The following is a 24,837-nucleotide window of genomic DNA, read 5'->3' on the forward strand; positions in this document are numbered from 1 at the left end:
GTAAATATGTTTTATTCATTAGTCCATATTGAGTACATCAAAGGCTGCTTTCAACCTTTTTGAATACGAATTTGAGGTCTGCTGAATTTCTTCTGGAGTCCATTTTCTAAAGCCCTCACCAGCCTTCATGCCAGTCTTTCCTTCGGCCATAAGTTGTACCACTTTTGGTGGTAAGTTGGTGATATTAGAGAGGGAGGGGTAAATTTCTTTTGCAGCATTTGCCATGCCATCCCAACCTGAGATTTCTTTTTGAGTCATAGGCCCAACAGCGGCATAGCGAAAACCAAAGCTATAACGTACTGCATCATCTATGTCTTCCGGGCTGGCAATTCCCTCTTGTACAAGTGAGAGCGCTTCACGCATCAGCGCATGTTGAATGCGATTCGCTAAAAATCCAGGAATGTCTTTCTTAACTAGCACTGGTTTTTTGTCGATAGCTTTATAAATTTGACATGCCCTTTCAGAAAAAACAGGATCCGTTTTTTCTCCCATCACAATTTCAACTAATGGAACGACTTCTGCCGGCATAAAGTAATGGGCCCCCATCATTCTGTTGGCAGTTTTCAGATCGGCAGTGATTTTAGTGATTGGAAAGCCTGAGCTATTGCTGCCGATCGGGATATCGGCTGGGACTTTGTCATCAAGGAAGGCAAAAATGTGTTTCTTTAATTCCAGATTTTCGGCAACGGTTTCAATTACCCAAGAACATTCACCCCATGCTTCCCAATCTTCCATGGTAGCGCTCACTTGCGCTGCCTCGATAGCAGCAGCATCAAGCGAAGCATTTCCACCGTGCAAGCCAATCTTAAAGGCTAGTTGAATAGCTTTCCTCAAGCAGTCACTGGATTTCTCCTTGCTTCTTCCCAGAATCACAACAGGAATGCTGTGAGAGATAAAGCCTGCTGCAATTCCTGCAGCCATGATACCGGTGCCGATAACGGCAACATATTGACTCATATTTTTATCTTATGTATTGAAGTTAAGGATGTGTGAGCATTGGTAGATGTTATTTTTTATTAACTACTGAGATCAAAGACCAAGACCTCAGCATCTTTGCCATCACCAATGATTAGGCCGCTTTCATTCTCGATTAGCAGCGCATCTCCACTCGATAGAAGTGTGTCGTTGACATGTAGAGAGCCTCTTATCAGATGCACATAGGCCTTACGCTGTAAATCGAGATCCAATTTTTGGGGCTGGTGGCCATCAAAAAGACCAGCATATACCCGAGCGTCCGCATGAATTTTGACGGCATTCCCCAATCCATCTGGCGATGCAATTAAGCAGAGCTTGTTTTGCTTTTCTGAAAGTGGAATAGATTTTTGCTCATAACTTGGTGGAATCTCCGTGACGTTGGGTTCGATCCAAATTTGTAGGAAATGAGTGGTCTGATCTTTAGCATGATTGAACTCACTATGGGTGACCCCAGTTCCGGCGCTCATGCGCTGAACATCACCAGGTGGAATACCTTTGATATTTCCCATGCTGTCCTCGTGCGCTAATTCACCAGATAAAACATAGCTGATGATTTCCATATTGCGGTGGCCATGTTTGCCAAAACCCATGCCTGCCGCTACCCGATCTTCATTAATGACCCTTAAATTGCCCCAAGCCATGAATCGGGGGTCGTGATAGCCCGCAAATGAGAAGGAATGGAAGCTTTTAAGCCAGCCATGATCGGCGTAGCCGCGGTGTTCAGCTTTTCGGAGGGTTTGCATGGGCAGAGTCTTTTCTGGAGGGTAATAAGCACATTATCATTAGCTTTTTACATATTTGCTGATTGGCCTTCCATGGGAAGTATCAAACAAGACATTAAAGAAACCTATCTGGGGCTATATGAGACTGCTCAGGAAAAGTGCAGTGATTTTTCTCAGTTCCTGAGAGAGGCTTGGCCTATCTTAGCCATTCTTTTAGTGGTCTTGCTCGGAGTTTGGTGGTACGCCGATCCTCCACCACCAAGACATGTAGTGATGGCAACTGGTCAGCCAGGGGGCTCCTATGACAACTTAGGAAAAAAGTACGCTGCTTTTTTTGATAAAAAAGGTATCACTCTCGAATTAGTTCCAACAAAGGGTGCCGAGGAAAATGTAGCGCATCTAGTTGATCGTAAGGATCCAGTTCAGGCTGCCTTCGTACAAGCGGGCGCATTTAATCCTCATGAGGTTACTGGGGTTGAATCTCTTGGCACTATTTCGTATGACCCAATTTGGTTGTTTTATCGTGGACCAGAGATTAAGGTGGATGATTTTCAGGCCATTAAAGCTCGTGCTAGTTTCTTTTTAAACTCCAGAATGTCGGTTGGTTTAAAGGGAAGCGGAACTTATGCTCAAGCAATGCATATCCTGAAAGCCAATGGCTTTGAGGAGGGGGCTCATTTTTTAAATCTCTCTAGCACTCATTCAGTTGAAGCTTTGCAAAAAGGTGAGATCGATGCGGCGTTCATTGTGGATGCTTACGAGGCTCCAAATGTCCAAAAATTACTGAAAGACCCCAAATTACATTTAGTTGCCTTTGATCGAGCTGATGCGTATGTTCGGTTGCTACCATACATGCAAATACTGAATGTCCCTGCAGGTGCTTTTAGCTTAACAAGGAACTTCCCTCCTAGAGATATTAAGTTGATGGCTTCAACTACAAACTTGCTGATTGATGACAGAATGCATCCTGCACTCCAATTTTTATTTTTAGAGGCTGCACGCGAGATCAACGGTAAAGCAAGCTTTTTTGCGGAGCACGGCGAATTCCCATCCTTTAAAAGTACGGGACTCATACAAAGTCCTGTAGCGTTGCATTATGAAAAAAATGGTTCACCATTGCTCATGCTCTATTTCCCTTTTTGGTTGGCAGAGCTGATTAATCGATTGGTTTTTGTATTGCTGCCATTTTGTGCGGTGGCATATCCTGTCTTGCTAACCTTGCCGGGCTATCGCAATAAGCGCATGAAGCGAAAAATTGATCAGTTGTATGGCACTCTGAAGGGCTACGAGCAAGAACTCACTGAAAATTTTCTGCCAGAAGTGAAAGACGAATATCTGAAGAGGTTAGATTTACTGGAGTACCAAGCCTTGCAGTTAAAAGTCTCTAAAAGTATGTCTGGTGATTATTACGCCTTGCGTGCCAGCATAGACTATGTCCGTAATTGCCTAAATCGGGGCGCTCATCCATACCAATCTCAAGAGAATGATGTTGGCGTATAGTTTAAGTATGGACATCTAAACCAAATCCTATGAAACCTTACGATCATCCTGCCCGAAAGCAATTACACGAAGAAGTGCATGCGCGTCCGCCTATTGCGCTTTGGCCAAATGAGAGAGTGCTTTCGCAATCTTTTTTACTTGATGCAAGCTCTCGTCAGACTCAAATCGAATGGATTCAAAAGCTCAGCGTTGCCTTAGGCATTCCAAATGAGCAGCAGCAGGATCACTCTTTTAAGATGTTGACTTTGGCGCCCGAGCCGGAGAGGGTGTTAATTAAATGGGAGTTGCATGGTGAGTTCGCAACCATCGCTGCCATTACTCATAATCCCATCAAAATTACTGGACCTTTACTGGAGTCCCGTCTCGCTCTAGAAAAGAGTTTAGATGTTTTGCTTCAAAGCTTAGGCTGTCCAATTATTGTTGAGGCTGGTGGCGAAAGAATTTCTGCATTAGATCTCGCATTTGAGCATCGCCCCCTGTTTACAGAAGCTCAAGAAGTATCTTCCATCTTTAGCGGGAATACTGTACTAGGCAGTTTTATCTTATCGAGCAAGAAGGCTCAGTTGTGGACGGACTTGCGTTTAGATGAGGATGGCTTTATCTCTTACTTTATTCCGCATGATATTTTGGGCTCACGTCAGGCTGGTCGTGTGGCACGTGCAATAGCTGAAGCTGAAACTTATCGTATGGCAGCCATGATTGCCTTCCCAGTAGCGAAGAGCCTTTCGATGCCACTCAGAACTGCAGAGTCGGAATTAGCAGATTTATCTAAAAGTATTTCTCAGATACAAACTGAGCCAGGAGTACAAACCGAAAAAGATGGCCAGTTTTTAGGTGAGCTCTCTAATCTAGCCTCACGAGCCGAGCAATGGATCTCTGGATATGGATTGCGTTTTACCGCATCTGAGGCTTATAGCCAATTGCTGAGTAAAAACCTATACGAGTTAGCAGAGTCTCCAATTCCGGGCGTGCAGTCCCTTTCAGAGTTTATGGATCGACGTTTTCAGCCGGCGATGGGAACATGTATTTGGACTCAGCGGAGATTAAAAGAATTGTCTGATCGAATCTCAAGGACAACCCAAACTTTGAGAACGCGTATTGAATTTGTGAATGAAGAGCAGACGCAAAAATTACTGGCTAGCATGGATCAGCGAGCAAGACTGCAATTGCGTTTGCAGGAAACAGTTGAGAGTCTATCTGTTCTGGTACTGACTTACTATGCAGTAAGTTTGCTGGCCTATATGGCTAAGGGTGGTAAAGAGGCTGGCCTTGCTATTCATCCAGAAATTATTGCCGCTATAGCCGCCCCAGTAGTAGCGATTACTTTCTTGTTCATCAGCAAGCGAAGACGCAAACGAATTATTGAGATGGGTAAATCGCTGTAGACATTAAAAAAGAGGCCAAAGCCTCTTTTTTAATTCCAGTACTGCCCTCGATCTATCCGAGACTATCGGCCCAGATGTTATGCGCCCAGCCCCAAGCATAAATACCCTCAAGAATAGAAGGTGCAGGTGATAAACCTCCAGAACCCGGAACGGTCTTGAATGTCTTTTCAGCGGCATTGTATTGATGGACGCTAGCAACGTGTACTACTTCTCGTTTATTGACGAAGCTATAGCAGGTGTTTGTCAGAACTGGCGCTGGATTAATTTCCCAACCATTCAACTCTGCAACGATTGCTGCTGCTGCAACTTTGGCATGTTGATTAGCCATGTGACCAGATTTGGGCATTAATGGTGCAATCTGAATTGCATCACCTAGTACATGAATATCTTTACGTGCTGTTGATTCAAAGTTGAGGAAGTTGACATTTGCCCAGCGACCATTGGAATTAGCCAATCCAGTTTTAATGGCGATTTCACCAGCAGCCATTTGCGGCAAGATATTTAATACGTCAGCCTTCACATCATCTTCAACTTCGAGTTTGAGTGTTTTGGTTTTCGCATCAACGCCAACTACATTGCTCTTCGGGCGGTATTCAATCATGCCAGCGTATTGTTCTGCCCAAACTTTTTTGAATAGGCCTCCTTTGGAAACCACATCTTGGTTTGCATCCAAAATCAATACTTTGCCTTTGGGGTTATGTTGCTGCAGATAGTTTGCTACCTGACAGGCACGCTCATAGGGTCCAGGAGGGCAGCGATAAGGGGCCTCTGGAATGCTAATTGCAAAGGTACCACCCTCACGCATTGCAGCGATTTGCTTATGTAAGGCAACAGTCTCTGGACCCGCTTTCCAGGCTTGTAGTGTTACACCATCTTTATTAGCTTGTGCAAGGCCTTCAACGCTTTTGAAGTTCATTGAGACGCCAGGAGACACAATAGCTTTGTCGTAGCGCAAAGTTTTTCCGGAAGCGAGCGTCACTGTCTTCTTATCTGGATCAATGCTGCTGACGCTATCTTGAATAATCTTGATGCCATGGCGCTTACTCAGGGTGTCATACGGTGAGGTAATTTCAGCGATCGTACGCGAGCCACCAATGACCAAGTTAGACATTGGGCAAGAGATAAAAGAAGTATTGGGCTCAATCAGAGTTACTCTGGCGGTGTTATTGGAGAAGAGTCGTAAATATTTAGCGGCGGTAGCGCCACCATATCCACCACCAATGACCAAGATTTCTGCTTTTTGTAAATTAGCTGCTTTAGTTTGGCTTGAGAGACCTGCAAGCAGGCCAACTGCTGCAGCGCTCTGACCTATAAAATGTCGACGATCCATAGCGCCTCCTTATTGTTTCTTGCCAAGTTGATTGGCAATAGTAGTGAGTTGTTCGTCCGTATAGCCTTTAGCTAGCTGAGGCATGATGGTGCCTTCTAATGCTCCAGACTTGTAGGCCTTTAATTTCTCCAGCATTTGCGCGCTAGTGAGATTGTTAATTAGTGGCATGCCACCATCTACAACACCTTTACCATCTGTGCCGTGGCAATTGGCACAGGTAGCAGCAAGTCCTCGTTTATAGAGTTGATCAGCGGTTTGGGCGAAGCTAAGTCCGCTCCACTGGCTTAGGCCAATGAGGGCACTAGTCACCAAAATAGATTTTAGATACTTCACTTGCATGGGGATTGTCTCCTTACATACGACTGTTCTTAGAATACTACTTATGGACTCTATCTTAATCAGATGGAGATTGGATTGGTGGTTTTACTTAGATTGATTTTCAATAAGCTCAGAACCAAAAATGGGGGTATTGGCCTTGTCAGTTTTAGCATTCCACTCTAAGACCTATAAACTAGCAATATGCGAGGCTCATTCACCTACCAAAATGCCATTTTTGTCCTACTTCTAGGTGTATTTACCTATCTATATGGTTTAGATAGTCGCTTTGCTCCGAAGAATGGCGATGAATACCCCTATATGCATATCGTCCGCATGACGGCCGATACAGGTGCTTGGTTACCTCTTCAATCGGAGATGGACGGCATTAAAAATACGAAGCCTCCTTTGGTGTTTTGGGAGGGTATTGCCAGTACTAGCTGGGGAAGCGACTGGACACTCTTCGCACTGCGTTGGCCCAGTGTTGTCTATACCGGCTTAACCGCACTTTTCTTATTTTTAGCTGTATCTCGCTTTAGCGGAAGAAGGCAGACTGGCTTACTGGCGGCTTTAGTGTGGCTCTCCTTTTTTGCAACTTACCGCTACGGCCGCCCGTTCTTAACGGATCCCCCCGAAGTATTTTGGCTCAGCTTGCCCTTCTTCGCGCTGTTGTATTGGGGTAAGGCTGCTTTTGAATCAAAGCTTTTATTTCCTATATTAGCGGGCGCCTCTTTGGGCATAGCCTTGCTGTCAAAGTCTTTTGCTTACATTGTTCCCGCTACATTTGCTTTAGGTTTGTTCTACTGGCGCTGGCGGGAATGGAGTATCCCCAAGGTTTTATTGCGAGATCTATACAAAGTCCTGTTAATTACTGTTCTCGCTTTGGGCGTATTTGCACTTTGGTTTGTACTGGATCCTTTCCCTGAAGCGGTTTGGAAAGAATTTGTTTTAGGAGAGAATGCCGGCAAGTTTCAAGCGCGTAGCTCAAACTATTTATTGGATTTAGTGCGGGGCGGGGATAGTGTTTGGATGCTGGCTTTAACGACTTTAGCTAATGCAGGGCTGTTCACCTTTGTGTTGATTTCTGCATTGATTCAATGTTGGCGAGAGCGACGTTTCCTATCTCTTGAAGAGAGTCTTTTGCTGCTATTGGCCTTAGCCTTTTTTATTGTGTTTAGTTTGCCAAGTCAGCGCTCTGGACGATATCTACTCCCAGTAATGCCAGCGTTTGCTGCTGTGATCGCAATATTTTGGGATCGATTGCCTATATGGGGATTTCGGATTGCCTTGCTACTGCAGTTGCTATTACTCGGCGCGCTTGTTTGGGTAGGTGGTAATTTACAACTGTCAAACTTCCTAGGTCAGCCCGGTATTTGGAGTTACTCCTTGTGGCATTGGGTTTTTATGGGAGCTGCGATAGCCCTAGTGTTGCTTGGTATATTTAATCGAGAACGTAGTAAGGCGATCGCTCTAGCTGGCTGCTTTCTTTGTTATTGCGCACTCACTAGCGGCTTATCACCCCTCGAGGGTGCCTTGGGTCGTTACTCACAAGCGACCATTCAGAGTCTTGTCGGAAAAGATATTTGGGTGCCTTGCGACTATCGCGCTAAGGATGAAGAGTATCGACTCTTATTACCCGGGGCAATACTGCATGGCTATTTAGCAAAGGATGCTGGTCAAATTGACTTACTGACTAAAAATTACCCATTGGTAGCGGTGCAGTCAGCGATTGGTGTGGAGCCCGCGCTGTGTGATTCTTGCAAGATAGTGGGTAAACGAATGGAGATGCGAGCGCGCCATTCTGATGCAGAAATTCAGGCGATACTCAAGGGTCAGATTGGAGAACACCTGTTTGTGAATGAATATTTGATTACTACTCCTACAGCCATTGCATTGCCCCTAGTTGGTAAGGATGCTTGTCGATGAGTCGTGTGATTGCCTTTTGTTTTTTATTGCTTGCCTCGGTGCTGGGATATTTCCACATTGATAGTCGCCCAGCATGGTCGCCGTTCGCAAGCGATTACCCAGTTAATAATGTCAACCAACTCGATGGTGCATCTGAGGTGGCTGAGGATGCTAAGCCAGTCAAGGCACTGAAAAATACTACGCCAGTAAAGTTACTAAAGTCCGCTCAGCCTAGCTTACTGACAGACTGGTTACCTGACACTGGAGATCCTTCAGTGCATGCCGCATCTTTAATTGCGCTCAAGGATGGCGCGGTGAGGGCATTCTGGTTTGCAGGTACTCGAGAAGGTGCTCCAGACGTAGCTATCTACACATCTGTTTTTGATTCAAAGGCATCTCGATGGAGCGCCCCAACAGTTGTGGTGGATCGCGTTAGTGCTGAAAAAGGCTTGTCTCGTTACATCGCCAAATTAGGCAATCCTGTTCCAGCCAGAATGGCCGATGGCCGTATGCAATTATTTTTCGTAACGGTTTCTATTGGGGGTTGGGCAGGCAGTTCAATCTCTTCAATGATTTCAGATGATGAGGGTTTAACTTGGGGTCAGCCTACGCGCTTAATCAGCTCCCCGCTGATTAATCTCAGCACCTTAGTCAAGTCACCAGCTATGACATTTGCGGATGGTCGACTAGGTTTACCTGCATATCACGAGTGGATTGGCCGCTTTGGCGAGTTTCTAAGAATCGATGCGAGCCAAGTGATTGATAAGCGACGCATGAGTTCGGGTAGGGGCGCAATTCAGCCGGTAGTTTTTGCTGATAGCCCGCAAGAAGCAAGCGCATTCTTTCGTCAAACTCGACCCAGTTCCCAGCCAAAGCAAATCCCTGTAAGTCAAACCAAGGATGCTGGACAATCTTGGGCGGTAACTCAAGATCTTGAGATTCCAAATCCCAATTCCGCGCTGGCTGCACTCACTTTAGCTAATGGCACGAGATTGATGGTCCTGAATAATATTGAGGCAGCGCGCTATCGATTGGTGATGGTAATGCGTGAGCCAAACTCCCTTCAATGGCGGGTAGTGCAGGTACTAGAGGATGACGAATCTTTGCTCAATGATCAGCATCGCGAATTTTCCTATCCGTATTTAATTTCTACGAATGGTGAAGATGCTCATCTTACTTACACTTGGAATAGAAAAAAGATTAAGCATGTTTATTTTCTAGCTGTCTGGTTTAAGCATGCCGTCAGTAGTCTTAAAGAAAAGGAAGCGCAATGATGACTCCTTATTTACAACTAATCGCTCTACTGGAGATGTCGCTTACCTGCGCGGTAGTGCTCATTACTCTCTCGCAAAAACTATCTTCAAAAGAGATTCCATTTGTGATTCGTCTGCTCGCAGCTGTCTTACTGGTAAATCTATTTTTCTGGCCGCTCGGAATGTCGCTTGAGTTGCCTTTATCTGCCTATGTTCGTGGGGTGACTGGTGAGCTCAGTATTGTGACAATGCTATTGCTTTGGAGTTCCATCCTTCCTGCTGCCAAAAAGACGCCACTGGGATTTAAAGTCTCAGTCGCATTGATTGCGATTGTGTTTTATCCCTTAGCGTTAGGTCTTGGGATGCTCGATCCCTATGCCTGGGGTTATGGCTCTATCGGTCTTTTAATTGCCATCATCTTCTTTGCTATAGTGTGCGGCCTTGCTGGCTGGACTCAGGGCGTGTGGATCCTGTCTTTTGCGATTATTGCGTGGGCAGTTCATTGGCATGAATCCGCAAATCTTTGGGACTATCTTTTAGATCCCATCTTGGCTATTTGGGCTCTGCTAGCAATCCCAAATGCGATTTATCACAAGCGTCGCGACAGAGCTCAGTCAGACTATCTTTTCAGGGCGGGTTGAGGGGTGAGTTAGTTGATCAGCACATCAGTTCATCAGTTCATCAGTTCATCAGTTAATTTTAGGTAACAAAAAAGCCAGCAGAAATTTGCTGGCTTTTTTGTTTGCCGCTATTCCGGAATTAATCTGGAATATTAGCTTTACGAATGACTGGACCCCAAACGTTGATTTCTCTATCAAGGTGATCTTTGAGTCCTTTTGCAGAAATCTTCTCTGCAGGCACGATGTCAATGTTGGCATCTTCCAAGCGCTTCTTCACATCAGGATTATTCAATGCTTTCTTCAAAGCAGCATTAATTTTGTCCAAGATTGGCTGTGGAGTACCTTTTGGAGCATACACACCGTGCCAAACTTTAACTTCAAAGCCTTTGAGGCCTTGTTCGTTCAAAGTTGGAACGTTAGGAATGGCAGGCAAGCGCTTCATCGTGGTTGTACCAAATGCCTTCACACGACCATCCTTGATATAAGGAATGGTTTGTGTTGTCTGGTCGCACAAGAGGTCAACTTGACCGCCCAAGAGATCAGTCAAAGCAGGGCCAGTTCCTTTGTAAGGGATGTTGGTCAAGCGAACGCCCATACGACTTTGAAATAATAAGCCACAGAGCTGTGACACTGCGCCTGGACCAGCATTTGCCATAGTTACTTTTGAACCGTTCGCTTTAATGTAAGCTTCCAGTTCTTTAAAGTTGTTTGCTGGCAAATCTTTTTTACCGAGCAATACCATTGGTACGTCAGCAACTTGGCCGATGTACTCAAAGCTAGTCATTGGGTCATACGGCAGTTTGTCGTACAAGGCTTGTGCAGTAGCCATTCCCATGTGGTGAATGTAGATCGTGTAACCATCTGGAGCCGCACGCGCTACCTTAGTAGAAGCAATCGTGCCGCCTGCACCAGGAACGTTTTCTACTACTACTGTTTGACCTAAAGACTGACCCATTGGCACTGCAATTAAGCGTGCGATAGTGTCAGTTGGACCGCCAGCTGCAAATGGAACAACCAATTGAACTGATTTTGTAGGCCAATCCTTCTGGGCAGATGCAACATTGCTGCCCAATAAAGTGCTGGCGCTGACAACTGCAGCAATTCCAGCAAAGAGGGTTTTCTTTAATTTCATTTAAGTCTCCGTTATTGTTTGATGCTTCCCAATTTTGCCACTATTAAATGCTATCGGCTTTAGGGTTTACCAGCAATTGCGAGAGTTCTTTGGGCTAGTAGGACAACTGGACGGTCAATCATGCGACCATCTAATTTCACTGCACCTCCTTTGGATGCCTTGTCTGCCTCGATGACCCGGTGAGCCCAAGACACCTCTGCAGCAGTAGGCATAAAGGAATCCTTCACTAGGGAAACCTGTTTAGGATGTATGCACAGCTTGCCACCAAAGCCCATTCTTTTGGCACGCTCCGCATCTTCCGTAATGCGCTCAATATTGTCAGTTGATGCCGTAACCCCATCAATTGGAGGGGCAATTTGGGCTAAGCGTGAGGCCAACACAATCTGAAAGCGTGCAGTTTGTAGTTCAGTTTCTTGTGCATCACAAACCATTCCTAGATCTGCTTGTAAATCGATGTTGCCTAAGGCTAAGCGCAATACTTGTTCAGAAGTTGCGATTTCATTGAGGCGATCAAGACCGATGGCAGTCTCAATCATCGGAATGATGGCTGTGTTTGGAAGCATTTGTGCTGCTCCATTGATTTGATCGAGAGACTCACTTTTTGGAATGAGTAAGCAAGTTGCATCCAACTCTTGGATCAAGATCAGGTCTGCCGCATAAAAATGACTGCCAGGAGAATTTGAGCGAATAATCAGACGCTTTTTTTGTTCTGCGGTAAATGAAGGCCAAGCAGCACGTATCGCAGCACGGGCAGATTCTTTATCTTCGTGGGCAACTGCATCCTCTAAATCAATGATGACGCCATCGGCACCGCTATCGAGTGCTTTAGTGAATCGCTCTGGGCGCGTTCCTGGAACGAATAAAAAAGTGCTACTAAAGCCGATAGGAGTATCAAGTGGATTCATGTATGTGGCTTTTTAAAATATAAGGCAGAGATTTAGGAGATCAGCATGCCTATCTTGGACTGCTTGCGGATATTCCACAAGCGCTCAATAGCAGCGCTCATCTCAGTTGGACTTGCACCGCCACTAAATGCAGCAAGGCGCATAGCCTTATCGGTAATTTCAGCGCGACTAAGAGTATTGCCAGGATCACCTTTGGGTTCGTCAACGCGACCTTCTAAAACTTCGCCACTATTTAAATAGACTTTGACTTTCCCGATCCAGCGTTGAGGATAGGCGCTATCCACTTCGGGATCCAGAATCATCGTGACGCGATCACGGAATGCGCAAATGGCTTGATCACGAAAGTGCTGATCAAATTCTTGCAGGCCTGCAAATTGATAGTGAGCAATTAAGGCCAATACAGTCCCCATCGAGAACTTAGATTGGTGCACAGTCGCGGGATCAGTTACCGGGCCAAGCACATCAATTGCACCCTGATGAACTAGGGTTTCTACTTTATCGATATCGCTAGGCTTGAGGTGATGTGTCAGCATAACCTGCAACAAAGCATCTGCAGCAGGGTGAGTGTGACGACATGAGGCATGATATTTAAAGCTCGTCTCAGCAATAGTCCAGCGACTACCCAATCGATCAATCAGCTTACTAGGATCTGCATCACTCGACATGCCAGCAGCTAAACCTTGCTTGCCTTCCAAAATGTGTTCGGCACCAGTAAACCCAGATTGCGCTAGGTATGCTGACATCAAGCCAGTAGAGGCAGCGTGCGCAGTATGCAATTGTTTAGAGTCGGCGGCATCGCGCAGAAATTCCCAAAGGCCGGCCGATTGTGTTCCTGCTGAACCAAAGGCGTGCAGCATTTGTGTTGGGTTTAGTTTTAGTAGATGACCTACTGCAGCGGCAGCAGCTAAGGTACCTGCAGTACCAGTGGTATGAAATGTTTTGTAATGTGAGCGACCTAAAAATTCACCAACTCGAATGCCGACTTCATAGCCTGCAACGGCCGCTACCAAAAGATCTTCACCTGATGCACCAATCGTTTGCGCCGTTGCTAATGCTGCAGGAAATACCACGGTAGCTGGATGAAAGACAGAGCCATTGTGAACATCATCTTGCTCTGCTACATGTGAAGCTGCTGCATTTGCAAGTGCTGCCAAGAAAGGGCTTGAGTTCTGACGGTTAATCAGAATTTCAGCAGAACCAGGATTAGCGGTATTAAAGCCACCCATGTTTTGCGCAAATTGCGTCATCGTTTCTACTGGGCGCGAGCCTTTACCAGCAATCGCAGAGCCAAACCAATCGACTAGTAAATCTTCGGTACGTGCAATTACCTCTTGAGGAATATCGCCAATCTTTAATTCAGAGACAAATGTCGCTAAGGCTTTAGATAAGTGTGGAGTTGTCATTGCGTGAAAATTTCCTAAGCTAAAACTGCAGTTGCTTGCATGGTGAGCCAGCCTTCGTGATCCTCGGCCCAAATGGAGATCGTTTTTCCAGAAGGATCTTTCTCCAAATCAGGCTTAGCACTGACCTTAAATACATTGATATCAAAAGTAGGACGTATGGCGCGGAACTCAAAGCTCTTGAGCGTGCAGCCTGGAATACTTTGGCGCACAAGATCCACTAGCAAAGTGGCAATTAATGGTCCATGAACAATTAAGCCAGGATAACCCTCTACTTCAGTAACGTATTTGCGATCGTAATGTATGCGATGACCATTAAATGTTAGTGCTGAGTAGCGGAATAACAAAACATCATCAGGGGTAATTGTTTTAAACCATGTCGCACCAGTAGGAGCTGGTGTTGGTGCAACTGGCTTATCGTCTGGTCCGGGAGCATCGCGATACACAATGTCATGCTCTTCAACTAAGGCCAAGCCATTGTGATTAGAGATGGTATGTTTGACCAATACAAAAATAAGATCGCCAGTACGACCCGCTTTGTGTGTAACGGATTCAATTTTAGAGACACGCTTGATTTCATCACCGACTGTCAAAGGGGCTAACCATTCAACGCGACTACCGGCCCACATGCGACGCGGCAATGGTACAGGGGGCAAAAAGCCACCACGCTTTGGGTGACCATCCAGGCCAATTTCGGATTGAAGAGCACAAGGTAAAAAATAGAGCCAGTGCCATAACTCTGGCAGAAAGGTTCCTGCAACGGGGGCAACATCAGGTCGATCGAGCGTTGCTGATAAAGCTTTGACAGGTGCTGCAGTGATGATGTCTTGAAGGGCCTCAGTTTTACCGAGCCATTCTTGGAGATGGGTAATAGTTTGGGGTTCGATTCGCATAAGTTCCATTATGCCAATTTCAGCCCCTGATCAAGTGGACTTAGATCAATAAAGTTGCCAGTAAATAGCTTAGTAAGCCGGCCAGAGCTGAGCCAGTTAAGACACTAATTACCCCTTTTTGAAACTGAAAGAGCGCCACAGCTGCAAGCAGGGCAATCACCATCGAAATCCATGAGATTGAACCTCCAAGGCCATGCGGAAAAAAGACGTGATACGCAAAGAACAAGCCCAGATTGGCGATGACGCCAACTACTGCTGCAGAGATTGCAGTAAGGGGTGCAGTAAAGCTCAGCTTGCCATGTGTGGATTCGATTAGTGGACCACCGACTAGTACCAGGAAAAAAGACGGTAAAAAAGTAAACCAGGTGGCTACACAAGCTCCAAGCACTCCAAACCAAAATGGATTGCTATTGCCAATCAGATGTTGAATATGGCCAGCGAGATAACCAACAAAAGCCACCACCATGATGAGTGGTCCTGGAGTAGTTTCTCCAAGTGCTAAACCATCCATCATCTGACCGGCACTGAGCCATTGAAATTGATCTACTGCGCCTTGGTAGACATAGGGCAAAACTGCGTAAGCACCACCAAAGGTGAGGAAGGCGGCTTTAGTAAAGAACCAGGCAATTTGCGGGTAGAGCGTTTTCCAGCCAAAGATCAGCACCAAGGCAATAAACGGAATTAACCAGAGTACGAGAACAGCCGAACTATGCAATGCCAGTTTCTTTTTAGAGAACTTGGCGTGGTCTGGAGTAGGAGTGTGATCATCAATCACTGCCGGAGCGTGCACCCCTATTGATTTATCGTGTGTGGTAATTTGCTGAAAATATTCTGGGTAGCGTCTACCACCCCAAACGCCGATTAAGGCAGCACAAATAATAATCAGTGGAAATGCGAGGTTGAGAACAAAGATCGCCAGAAAAGATCCGAGGGCAATCCAGCGTAGAACTTGGTTGTGAATCGTACGCTTTCCAATTCGCACTGCGGCATGGAGAATGATTGCGGTGATCGCTGGCTTGATGCCAAAAAAGATGGCGGCAATCCACGGAACTTGGCCAAAGGTGAGGTAGACCCAAGACAAGCCGATCAATATAAAGAGTGAGGGCAGAATAAAGAGGATGCCCGCTATAACACCGCCCCAAGTGCGATGCATCAGCCAGCCGATATAAGTCACTAACTGCTGGGCTTCAGGTCCCGGCAGTAACATGCAGTAGTTCAGTGCATGTAAAAAGCGCCGCTCTGAAATCCAGCGACGCTTCTCAACAAGCTCTTGATGAAGGACTGCGATTTGTCCTGCGGGTCCACCAAAACTAATAAAGCCCAACTTAGCCCAAAACTTCAAGGCTTCGCGCAGTGGAACGCTCAAACTTCTTCCATTCCACCAACCACTTGGCTAAAGCCATTATCGACATAAATGATTTCAGCAGTGATGCCGTTTGCTAAATCAGATAATAAGAAGGCAGCAGTGTTGCCGACGTCATCAATCGTGACATTGCGACGCATTGGAGCAGTTTGTTCAACTGCTTCCAAAATCTTGCTAAAACCTTTAATGCCGGCGGCAGCCAGAGTTTTAATCGGGCCCGCAGAAATTCCGTTAGCGCGTATGCCTTTAGGCCCAACCGAGCCAGCGATATAACGAACCGAGGCTTCCAGTGAGGCCTTAGCAAGTCCCATGGTGTTGTAGTTGGGAACGTTACGCAAGCTACCGAGATAAGTTAGCGTCAATAAGGAAGATTTGTCGCGCAACATGGGTAAGGCTTCTTTTGCCATCGCCGGGAAACTGTAAGCAGAGATGTCATGAGCGATTTTGAAGCCTTCACGAGAAAGACCCTCTAAAAAATCCCCAGCAATGGCTTCACGTGGTGCGAAGCCAATCGCATGGACAAAGCCATCAAACTGGGGCCAAGTCTTAGCCAAATCCTTAAAAAGGGCGGAAATCTGCTCATCGCTGCCAACATCGCAGTCAAAAATCAGTTCTGTATTGAATTCTTTAGCAAAATCGACAATACGGTCTTTAAAGCGCTCACCAACGTAGGTAAAGGCTAGTTCAGCCCCTTCGCGGTGGCATGCCTTGGCAATACCATAGGCAATAGAGCGATTAGAAAGAAGGCCGGTAATCAGAATTTTTTTGCCAGCGAGAAAGCCCATAATATGTCCTTTGCTTCAAATGTGATTTGCTATCTACAATTGTTGCATATATGCCCAAGCTCCACGCCATCCGCCAAATCCCCCATTTGCTACTCTTAGCCCTTCTGGCTGGGGTGGCGTTTCATTCGGCTCATGGTGCGCAGGGGATCGCTCAATACGGTAAGCCCAAATACGCTGATGGATTTAGCCATTTTGATTACGTCAATCCCCAGGCGCCTAGGGGTGGCACCTTAACTTTGCCTAACCCCGATCGTCGCACTAGCTTTGATAAGTTCAATCCATTTACGCTGCGTGGTGTGACAGCCCCTGGTATCGCTCAACTGATGTTTGAGTCTTTGGCGGTGGGTAGTGCAGATGAGGTCTCTAGTGCCTACGGTCTGATTGCGGAAGATATTGCAGTGGCACCCGACAAGATGTCAGTGGTATTTTGGATTCGACCTGAGGCAAAGTTTTCAGATGGCAATGCGATTTTGGCCGGTGACGTAAAGCATAGCTTTGATACCTTGATGAGCTCACTTGCCAATCCACAATTTAAAACGGTGTATGCCGATGTGAAGCAGGCAGTAGTTATTTCGGATCGCATAATCCGTTTCGACTTTAAGAATCGCAATCCTGAATTACCAGTGATGGTGGGTACCTTGCCGGTGTTCTCTCGCAACTGGGGTAAGAAGCCCGATGGCAGTATTACCCCATTTGATAAGTTGACCTTTGAGCACCCAATAGCCAGTGGTCCGTATGTGATCGAGTCTTATAAAGCTGGCAAGACCATGATCTTTAAACGTAATCCCAATTACTGGGGTGATCAAGGTGCTAAGCCGCTCAATGTCCGTGTTGGTTTTTACAACTTTGATCGCGTGAACTACAAACTTTACAGTGATGATGCCGTTCGTTTAGAAGCTTTCAAGGCTGGAGAGTTCGATGCATTAGTAGAGTACCGCGCGAAGAATTGGGCTAAGAGTTATGTGGGTCCTAGATTTAATGATGGCACTTTAGAGAAGAAAGCGTTTCTCAATCACAATGGCGCTGGCATGCAAGGTTTTGCAATGAATGTACGTCGACCGATTTTTCAGGATCCACGGGTACGACAAGCCTTAGGGTATGCGCTTGACTTTGAGTGGTTAAATCGCCAACTCTTCTTTGAGCAATACAGTCGCATCAATAGCTACTTTACGAACAGTGATCTGAGTGCGAATTTCGATGGCCCTCGCAAGCCTACCGAAGCGGAGTTGAAACTACTCAAGCCTCTAAAAGCCCAATATCCTAAGTGGGTACCTGATGCTGTCTTTGATGCAATGCCAGCCGCACCCTCAACCGCCTCACCCGATAGCTTGCGTCAGAATCTGCGCAAAGCACGTGATTTGTTGGCTCAGGCTGGTTGGCAATACCGTGATGGTGCATTACGGAATATGCAGGGTGAGCCTTTCCGATTTGAGATGGTCGAGGACGGCCCATTTTTCTTGAGAGTGATTTCATCTTACGTTCGCAATTTAGAGAAGCTGGGTATTCAGGTTGATATTCGGACGAGTGATTTTGCTTTGCATCAGAAACGTATGGATGAGTACGACTTTGATATGACGACCATTCGCTTCCCAGACTCACAAAGCCCAGGTAATGAATTGTGGGATCGCTTTGGTAGTCAGGCCGCAAAAGAAAAAGGTTCTGACAATGTGATTGGGGTTCAATCACCCGTAGTTGATGCTTTGGTAGATGCCATTGTGAAAGCTCAGACTCGCGAAGAGTTACGTGCTGCTACTAGAGCCTTAGACCGTGTGCTTTGGAATAGTTACTACGTTATTCCTCAGTGGTACAACCCGACGCATCGAATCGCGTATCGTAAGGAGATGCGCTATCCAGAACCGCCTTTGTATTACACCGCTGAATCTTGGATTCTGCTCAATTGGTGGAAAGAGGGGGCGCGCTAATGCAAGGGCAAATGTGGTCATATATTTTCAAGCGTGTGCTCTTGATGATTCCCACCTTGTTAGGTGTCTTAACTCTGACATTTGCTGTGGTGCAATTTGTACCGGGTGGCCCAGTTGAGCAGTTGATGTTAGAGCTCAAGGGTAAGGGTGATGCTGCAGTTAGTGGTGCGGAGTCTTCAGGTGGTGGAAGTAACTACCGTGGTCGCCAAGGAGTGGATGCTGAGCGCTTGGCTGAGGTGAAGGCTTTGTATGGTTTTGATAAGCCACCAGTAGAGCGCTATTTCATGATGCTCAAACGTTTTGCGCAATTCGATTTGGGTCAGAGCTATTACCAACACCAAAGTGTTTGGCAATTAGTAGTCTCTAAATTACCTGTTTCTATCAGTATTGGTTTGTGGACTTTCTTTCTGACGTATTTGGTATCGATACCCTTGGGTATAGCCAAGGCAGTCAGAGATGGCTCTCGCTTTGATGCGGTAACGAGTACGATGATTTTGGTGGGCTATGCCATTCCAGGTTTTGTGCTGGGCGTTCTGTTGCTCGTCATTTTTGGTGGCGGCAGTTTCCTGCAGATCTTCCCCTTGCGAGGGCTGACTTCAGATAACTGGAGTGAGCTCAGCATGATAGGCAAGGTAATGGATTATTTATGGCATTTAGTTTTGCCAATTACCGCCTCTGTTTTAGGTAGCTTTGCTGTGATCACCATGCTGACTAAAAACTCTTTTCTAGAGGAGATTCGTAAGCAGTATGTATTAACTGCGAGAGCCAAAGGCCTCACCGAAAAACAAGTGCTATGGAAACATGTGTTCCGCAATGCGCTCCTTCCTTTGGTGACTGGCTTTCCAGCGGCATTTATTGGCGCCTTCTTTACGGGCTCACTACTGATCGAAACCCTATTTTCTTTAGATGGACTCGGTTTGCTTTCCTATGAGTCCGTTATGCGACGTGACTACCCAGTGGTTTTCGGAACACTCTATCTCTTTACGCTGATCGGCTTGTTTACGAAGTTGATTTCAGATCTTTGCTATGTCTACATTGACCCACGCATCCAGTTTGGTGCGGGAGGTGGCTCATGAGTCGCTGGCATCGATTTAAAAATAGTCGCATGGGTTACGCCAGCCTTTGGATCTTCATGATCCTATTTGGTCTCTCCATGGGCGCTGAGCTAATTGCGAATGACAAACCCCTCATTGTTCGCTATGAAGGAAAATTCTATTTCCCCATTGTGAAGTCACAACCTGAGAGAGTGTTTGGGGGTGACTTTGCGACGCCAACCGATTTTTTAGATCCGGATATTCGTTACAACATTACTAGCAAGGGTAATTGGGCAATTTATCCACCCATCCCGTATAGCTATGAAACGCTCAATTACTTCTCAAAAGTACCTAATCCTGCGCCACCATCGCTTGATAACTGGTTAGGCACTGATGATCGTGGGCGCGACGTTTTATCTCGTTTAATTTATGGCTTTCGTCTATCGATTTTGTTTGGCTTAGCTCTCACCATTGTGGGTGTCAGTGTGGGCATTATCACCGGCTCTTTAATGGGATTCTTTGGCGGCAAGTTCGATCTGGTTTCTCAGCGTTTGATTGAGATATGGTCGGCGATGCCAGAGCTATATCTTCTCATCATCTTTGCCTCTATCTTTAACCCAAGTATTTGGCTACTGATTATTTTGCTGGCAGCATTTGGTTGGATGGGCTTATCTGATTATGTACGTGCAGAGTTCTTCCGTAATCGCGCACTAGAGTACGTTCGTGCAGCCCGCGCATTGGGCTTAACCAATCTACAAATTATGTGGCGCCATATTCTGCCGAATAGTTTGACTCCCGTTATTACCTTTCTTCCCTTCAGAATGAGTGCGGCGATCTTATCGCTCACCAGTTTAGATTTCTTAGGTTTAGGCGTGCCACCAGGAACGCCGAGTCTCGGTGAATTGCTCTCTCAGGGAAAAAGTAATTTAGATGCTTGGTGGATTTCACTATCGACCTTTATTGTTTTAGTAGCTACCTTACTCTTGCTCACTTTTATGGGTGAGGCTTTGCGCGATGCCTTTGATTCTCGTAAATCGGGCACGATGAGTGGAGGCCGTTCATGAGTTCCGTGAAAACTGCAGCTCCACTCCTACGCTATGAAGATTTTTCAATTTCATTTGGGTCGGGTCGGCGTGAAAAATTTGCCGTGAGCCATCTTGATCTAGAGATTGGTGTGGGCGAGCGAGTTGCCCTAGTTGGAGAGTCTGGCTCAGGTAAGACGCTGACTGCATTAGCGCCACTGCGCCTTGAGCCGGAGGGTGCAAAAACATCTGGTCGAATTTTGTGGAGTGGCAAGAGTACAGATACTAGTTCTCCCCCAGTGAATTTGCTAGATATGCCCATACAGTCTATTCGTGAAATTCGTGGACGTGAAATTGCCATGGTATTTCAGGAGCCGATGACTGCGCTCAATCCTTTATTTACTATCGGCAATCAGATTGTTGAGGCAGTGCAAATTGATGAACTATTGATCACCAAGGCTGATGCGATGTCTGCGGCAATTGAGCTGCTTAAGAAAACCGGCATTCCTGAACCAGAGAAGCGTTTCCACTCTTATCCTCACCAATTATCTGGTGGACAGCGTCAACGCGCCATGATTGCGATGGCATTAGCTTGTAAACCCAGATTACTCATTGCAGATGAGCCAACTACCGCTTTAGACGTCAGCTTGCGTTTGCAGATTTTGGATTTACTTAAAGAGTTACAAGAGGAGTCTAAAGATCACGGTGGCATGGCAATCTTGTTGATCACACATGATCTCAACTTGGTTAAACATTTTGCTCAGCGCGTTGCAGTTCTCAATCAGGGCAACCTCATGGAGGTGGGACCTACAAAGCAAGTCTTTGAGCATCCAGATGATGCGTATACAAAAGCCTTGGTAAATAGTGAGCCTGTTCGCGATTTAGCGCCAGTAATGCCTTTGGCGCCGGTGTTATTAAAAACGGAGAACTTGTCTGTTTCTTATCCAGGTACAGAGTCCACCGCTTGGTTTAAAAAACCCCCACGTCATCAAGTGCTGCGTAAGGTCAGCTTTGAGCTGAAGCAGGGGCAGACTATCGGAGTGATTGGTGAGTCCGGTTCAGGCAAGACTACTTTAGGCATGGCGGTTTTAGGCTTGTTAGGTGATTCTGCAGCTGAGATCACTGGCACAGTAGATATATTAGGTCAGGATTGGCAAAAGTTAAAACCAATAGAACGCCGAGCCATGCGTTCTAGTTTGCAGGTGATTTTTCAAGATCCGTTTGGTTCGCTTTCTCCACGCATGAACGTAATGCAAATTGTTTCAGAGGGTTTGGATGTGCACTTTCCGAATTTGTCTGCAGCGGAGCGTGAGTCCCGCGTCCTCGATATTTTGCGAGAGGTAGGAATTGATCGTTCCGCTCTCACGCGTTATCCCCATGAATTCTCTGGTGGTCAGAGGCAGCGCATTGCGATTGCTCGCGCTTTGATTTTGAAGCCGCAGATCTTGGTATTAGACGAGCCAACTTCGGCATTAGATGTATCGATTCAAAAACAGGTGCTCGCTTTGTTGACTGAGCTCCAGAAAAAATACAACTTAGCCTATTTGATGATTAGCCATGATTTGGCGGTCATTCGGGCAATGTCACATGAGGTGATGGTGCTCAAAGGGGGTAGGGTGGTGGAGTTTGGTGATACTGAGACCCTCATTCAGCACCCTCGGCAGACGTATACCCAAGAACTATTTGCAGCTGCTGAGCTGAGTTAAATGGGCTCTGCAAGGGGCTAAAGTGGTGCATTTATGCCCCATAATGACAAATATACTATTCAAAACAAAGAGTTACCCCAAGGCTTAGTACTTGGTGAAATGGGTCTTCTTTGTTAGAATCGGGCGATGTCCCTTAAAAAAGACCTCTTGCCAATGCTGATCAAGCAGTTGCCGATTGCTGCGCTGATTGCAATCATATTGGCTGCTAATCCTGCGCAAGCTGCAGACGCTGTTGCTGATGCTGCAAAAGACGTGCCCGCAGAAGTGGCCAAAGAGATTCCAAAAGAAACGATGTTTCAGGCAGGCAAGTCTTACTTCGCTCGCGTGTCAGATCGATTGGCAGACTCGGTTACCGGCAAGTCAGAAGAATTAATTAACCGCGCTATGGAAGTGATTGGTGTGCGTTATCGCTGGGATGCAGAGTTGCCCCAATCTGGTTTGGACGGTAGTAGTTTTGTTGGCTACGTTTTTAAAGATAAGCTAGGTTTTTTATTGCCACGCAAATCTACTCAAATGAGTCGAGTGGGCAAACCCATTACCCGTGAAGAATTGCAACCTGGCGATTTAGTGTTCTTTAACACCATGCGTTTAACTTTCTCGCATGTCGGCATTTATGTTGGCGACAATAAGTTTATTCATTCCCCATCCAAAGGCACTAGTGTGCGTGTAGACGACCTCGGTAGTCTTTACTGGGATAAGCGCTTTGATGGCGCTCGCCGCTTAGATGGCAGCGACAACTTGGGTGATGCAGAGCGTAAAGAGTTGTTGAATGAAGTGAATAAACTCAAACGCAAATCTCGTAGTCTCTAATCCTCCAGCTGAAATATTTTCAGCCCTTCAATCTCTCTTTAATTAGTGCCATTTGCTCCTGTGCAGCAACCTCTCCAGCAAGGATGGCGGCATTCCTGGATTTGAAGTCACCGCTACTCATTTGCTTGAGGTGAGGCGTAATCACAATATCCGCGCTCTTGAGTTCATACTGATTAATACTTCGCTGCATGATGGATATCGTTTGTTGCATCACGCCAAAGGTTCCGCTGGCATCTTGATGAACGGGTTCTGACGAGATGTTGACCGCAATCACCAGCGTTGCACCCATCTGCCTGGCATAACTTACTGGTACTGGAGCAACTAAGCCACCATCAACATATTCTTTGCCGCTGATGACTGCTGGCTGGAATACACCTGGAACACTGCAGGAGGCGCGTACCGCTAGACCTGTATTGCCAGAGCGAAACAAAATACCTTTGCCTGATTGCAGTTCAGTTGCCACAATTCCCAGGGGTATGCGCATTTGTTCGATAGACTTATTTTGCACCTCACGATTCACCATGTTTTGCAGGGCGTCACCTTTAATCAGGCCGCCAAACCTTCCAGCAAAGGGGAGTCCCCAGTCGGCTATGGTTGCTTCATCCAGATTTAAGGCTAGCCGATTGAGATCATTTCCGGTGGCGCCAGAGGCAAATAGTGCCGCAATAACGCTTCCGGCACTACTACCGACCACGATATCGGGCCGAATACCTTGCGCCTCTAATGCCTTGATAACACCCACATGGGCAAAACCTCGAGCGGCACCTGCCCCTAAGGCAAGGCCAATGACAGGTTTGCGACTGCCCATTAAGCTACACCCAGTCAGACTTGAGCCTCCAATGAGGGCCCCTAAACCTAAGCCTAAACCAAGGAAACGACGTCTCGTCTCGGCCTCGGGGGATAAAAGAGGGGTTATGGCTGTAATTTCGTGCATATAGCTATTGTATTGAGCCTCCCTTATAATGGCTGAAGGTGAGCGAAAAAGACTTTATTTGAGCGCAGGCAGTTCTCCAATATGATTTTCGGAGATCAATTGCCCGTTGTAGCTAAATAGCACCACCAGAACACTGCCAACCCATTACTGAAATACATTTTTATAGTCTCATCAGGTCCTTACCTGATAGCCCGAATTTTATGGATGATCACAATAAACGCGTAATTGAAACAGCTCTCTTGTGCGCGCAAGAACCACTCACAGTTGCCGATATGACGCGCTTATTTGTCGAAGATATTGCCCCTGGTGAAATTGATAATGCCCTTATCGAGCTTCAAAAAGCCTGGGAAGACAAAGGCATGGAGTTAGTTCACATTGCAACAGGTTGGCGCTTTCAGAGCCGCTTAGCAATGCGTGAATATCTTGATCGTTTAACCCCAGAAAAGCCACCAAAGTATTCTCGTGCTGTAATGGAAACCTTGGCGATCATTGCCTACCGCCAACCAGTGACCCGCGGTGAGATCGAAGAGATTCGTGGTGTTGCAGTAAGCAGCAATGTGATGAAGCAGTTAGAAGATCGTGGCTGGGTTGAGGTGATTGGTCATAAAGAGACTATCGGTCGTCCTGGTTTATATGCCACTACTAAGCAATTTTTAGATGACTTGAGCCTGACTAATTTACAAAGCTTACCAATGTTAGAAGATGCTGCGCCGATGGCTGCAGCTGCGCAATTAGGTCAGGCGGTAATGGAATTTGATGCTAGCGCTACTGTTGAGACAGTCATTGAGCTAGATGAAAATGGGCAGCCCATCATTCAGTCAACAGATGAAGAATTGGTAAACGAAGAATTCATCAGTGAAAAGACAAGTGAAGCAGTAGAAGAAGTTACTCCAGAGTCTGAAGACAAGCCAGACGAACAAAAATAA

The 24,837-nt window shown here is 46.3% G+C and carries 22 protein-coding genes; 11 read left to right on the top strand and 11 right to left on the bottom strand.

What is annotated here, in order from left to right; translation table 11 throughout:
- Nucleotides 1–18: 18 nt before the first annotated feature.
- Both CL55_RS03225 and CL55_RS03230 read right to left on the bottom strand, forming a co-directional pair.
- Entirely contained in the window at nucleotides 19–957 is a 939-nt protein-coding gene (locus tag CL55_RS03225; protein WP_046329838.1) for a 3-hydroxyacyl-CoA dehydrogenase NAD-binding domain-containing protein, read from the bottom strand.
- A gap of 59 nt (nucleotides 958–1,016) precedes the next feature.
- Entirely contained in the window at nucleotides 1,017–1,718 is a 702-nt protein-coding gene (locus CL55_RS03230; protein ID WP_046329839.1) for a pirin family protein, read from the bottom strand.
- A 72-nt stretch (nucleotides 1,719–1,790) separates the two neighbouring features.
- Here CL55_RS03230 and CL55_RS03235 point away from each other — a divergent pair, with 72 nt between their 5' ends.
- Both CL55_RS03235 and CL55_RS03240 read left to right on the top strand, forming a co-directional pair.
- Nucleotides 1,791–3,197, top strand: coding sequence for a TAXI family TRAP transporter solute-binding subunit (locus tag CL55_RS03235; RefSeq protein ID WP_046329840.1), 1,407 nt, complete (start codon nucleotides 1,791–1,793; stop codon nucleotides 3,195–3,197).
- Nucleotides 3,198–3,226: 29 nt separating this feature from the next.
- Nucleotides 3,227–4,582, top strand: coding sequence for a DUF3422 domain-containing protein (locus CL55_RS03240; protein ID WP_046329841.1), 1,356 nt, complete (start codon nucleotides 3,227–3,229; stop codon nucleotides 4,580–4,582).
- Nucleotides 4,583–4,634: 52 nt separating this feature from the next.
- Here the strand turns inward: CL55_RS03240 and CL55_RS03245 are convergent, their stop codons facing one another.
- Nucleotides 4,635–5,912 (bottom strand): NAD(P)/FAD-dependent oxidoreductase, encoded by a 1,278-nt coding sequence (locus tag CL55_RS03245; protein WP_046329842.1) that lies wholly within the window; start codon nucleotides 5,910–5,912, stop codon nucleotides 4,635–4,637.
- Nucleotides 5,913–5,921: 9 nt separating this feature from the next.
- Nucleotides 5,922–6,251, bottom strand: a complete 330-nt coding sequence (locus tag CL55_RS03250) for a c-type cytochrome (protein ID WP_082091883.1) — start codon at nucleotides 6,249–6,251, stop codon at nucleotides 5,922–5,924.
- Nucleotides 6,252–6,431: 180 nt separating this feature from the next.
- On the opposite strand from CL55_RS03250, the gene CL55_RS03255 reads away from it, so the two are divergent.
- From CL55_RS03255 to CL55_RS03265, 3 genes are read left to right on the top strand one after another with little or no spacing between them, the layout of a single operon-like run.
- Nucleotides 6,432–8,153 (top strand): ArnT family glycosyltransferase, encoded by a 1,722-nt coding sequence (locus CL55_RS03255; RefSeq protein ID WP_046329843.1) that lies wholly within the window; start codon nucleotides 6,432–6,434, stop codon nucleotides 8,151–8,153.
- Nucleotides 8,150–9,406 carry a sialidase family protein gene (locus CL55_RS03260; RefSeq protein WP_046329844.1) on the top strand — a complete coding sequence of 419 codons (1,257 nt, stop codon included), beginning with the start codon at nucleotides 8,150–8,152 and terminating at the stop codon, nucleotides 9,404–9,406. The genes CL55_RS03255 and CL55_RS03260 overlap by 4 nt, the downstream gene beginning before the upstream one ends.
- Nucleotides 9,403–10,026, top strand: coding sequence for a hypothetical protein (locus CL55_RS03265; protein ID WP_082091884.1), 624 nt, complete (start codon nucleotides 9,403–9,405; stop codon nucleotides 10,024–10,026). Before CL55_RS03260 ends, CL55_RS03265 begins: the two co-directional genes overlap by 4 nt.
- 118 nt (nucleotides 10,027–10,144) lie before the next feature.
- Here the strand turns inward: CL55_RS03265 and CL55_RS03270 are convergent, their stop codons facing one another.
- Genes CL55_RS03270 through fabI form a run of 6 tightly spaced genes read right to left on the bottom strand, consistent with a single transcriptional unit; the run spans nucleotide 10,145 to nucleotide 16,483 of the window.
- On the bottom strand, nucleotides 10,145–11,137 hold the full coding sequence (locus tag CL55_RS03270; protein ID WP_046329845.1) for a Bug family tripartite tricarboxylate transporter substrate binding protein: 993 nt from the start codon (nucleotides 11,135–11,137) through the stop codon (nucleotides 10,145–10,147).
- A 59-nt stretch (nucleotides 11,138–11,196) separates the two neighbouring features.
- Complete coding sequence (locus tag CL55_RS03275; protein WP_046329846.1) at nucleotides 11,197–12,042, bottom strand: HpcH/HpaI aldolase/citrate lyase family protein; 846 nt, start codon at nucleotides 12,040–12,042, stop codon at nucleotides 11,197–11,199.
- 32 nt (nucleotides 12,043–12,074) lie between these two features.
- A complete protein-coding gene (locus CL55_RS03280; RefSeq protein WP_046329847.1) occupies nucleotides 12,075–13,445 on the bottom strand; it encodes an MmgE/PrpD family protein in 1,371 nt (456 codons plus the stop codon).
- A 14-nt stretch (nucleotides 13,446–13,459) separates the two neighbouring features.
- Nucleotides 13,460–14,344: an HTD2 family dehydratase gene (locus tag CL55_RS03285; protein ID WP_046329848.1), complete on the bottom strand. Its 885-nt coding sequence runs from the start codon at nucleotides 14,342–14,344 to the stop codon at nucleotides 13,460–13,462.
- Between the two features lie 31 nt (nucleotides 14,345–14,375).
- Nucleotides 14,376–15,701 (bottom strand): chromate efflux transporter, encoded by a 1,326-nt coding sequence (gene chrA / locus CL55_RS03290; protein ID WP_046329849.1) that lies wholly within the window; start codon nucleotides 15,699–15,701, stop codon nucleotides 14,376–14,378.
- Entirely contained in the window at nucleotides 15,698–16,483 is a 786-nt protein-coding gene (gene fabI, locus CL55_RS03295) for an enoyl-ACP reductase FabI (protein WP_046329850.1), read from the bottom strand. Before fabI ends, chrA begins: the two co-directional genes overlap by 4 nt.
- 50 nt (nucleotides 16,484–16,533) lie before the next feature.
- Between fabI and CL55_RS03300 the strand changes: the two genes are divergently transcribed.
- The 5 genes from CL55_RS03300 to CL55_RS03320 all read left to right on the top strand — a co-directional run bounded on the left by CL55_RS03300 (nucleotide 16,534) and on the right by CL55_RS03320 (nucleotide 22,977).
- Entirely contained in the window at nucleotides 16,534–18,405 is a 1,872-nt protein-coding gene (locus CL55_RS03300; protein WP_046329851.1) for an extracellular solute-binding protein, read from the top strand.
- Between the two features lie 11 nt (nucleotides 18,406–18,416).
- Entirely contained in the window at nucleotides 18,417–19,481 is a 1,065-nt protein-coding gene (locus CL55_RS03305) for a microcin C ABC transporter permease YejB (RefSeq protein WP_205621331.1), read from the top strand.
- Nucleotides 19,478–20,503 carry an ABC transporter permease gene (locus tag CL55_RS03310; RefSeq protein ID WP_046329853.1) on the top strand — a complete coding sequence of 342 codons (1,026 nt, stop codon included), beginning with the start codon at nucleotides 19,478–19,480 and terminating at the stop codon, nucleotides 20,501–20,503. Before CL55_RS03305 ends, CL55_RS03310 begins: the two co-directional genes overlap by 4 nt.
- Nucleotides 20,500–22,167, top strand: a complete 1,668-nt coding sequence (locus tag CL55_RS03315; RefSeq protein WP_046329854.1) for an ABC transporter ATP-binding protein — start codon at nucleotides 20,500–20,502, stop codon at nucleotides 22,165–22,167. Before CL55_RS03310 ends, CL55_RS03315 begins: the two co-directional genes overlap by 4 nt.
- Nucleotides 22,168–22,293: 126 nt before the next feature.
- Complete coding sequence (locus tag CL55_RS03320) at nucleotides 22,294–22,977, top strand: C40 family peptidase (RefSeq protein ID WP_046329855.1); 684 nt, start codon at nucleotides 22,294–22,296, stop codon at nucleotides 22,975–22,977.
- Between the two features lie 19 nt (nucleotides 22,978–22,996).
- Here CL55_RS03320 and CL55_RS03325 read toward each other — a convergent pair whose 3' ends face one another.
- Nucleotides 22,997–23,911, bottom strand: a complete 915-nt coding sequence (locus CL55_RS03325; protein ID WP_046329856.1) for a patatin-like phospholipase family protein — start codon at nucleotides 23,909–23,911, stop codon at nucleotides 22,997–22,999.
- 200 nt (nucleotides 23,912–24,111) lie between these two features.
- Here CL55_RS03325 and scpB point away from each other — a divergent pair, with 200 nt between their 5' ends.
- Nucleotides 24,112–24,837 carry an SMC-Scp complex subunit ScpB gene (gene scpB, locus CL55_RS03330; RefSeq protein ID WP_046329857.1) on the top strand — a complete coding sequence of 242 codons (726 nt, stop codon included), beginning with the start codon at nucleotides 24,112–24,114 and terminating at the stop codon, nucleotides 24,835–24,837.

The sequence above is a fragment of the Polynucleobacter duraquae genome, from assembly GCF_000973625.1.
GTDB classification, from domain to species: domain Bacteria; phylum Pseudomonadota; class Gammaproteobacteria; order Burkholderiales; family Burkholderiaceae; genus Polynucleobacter; species Polynucleobacter duraquae.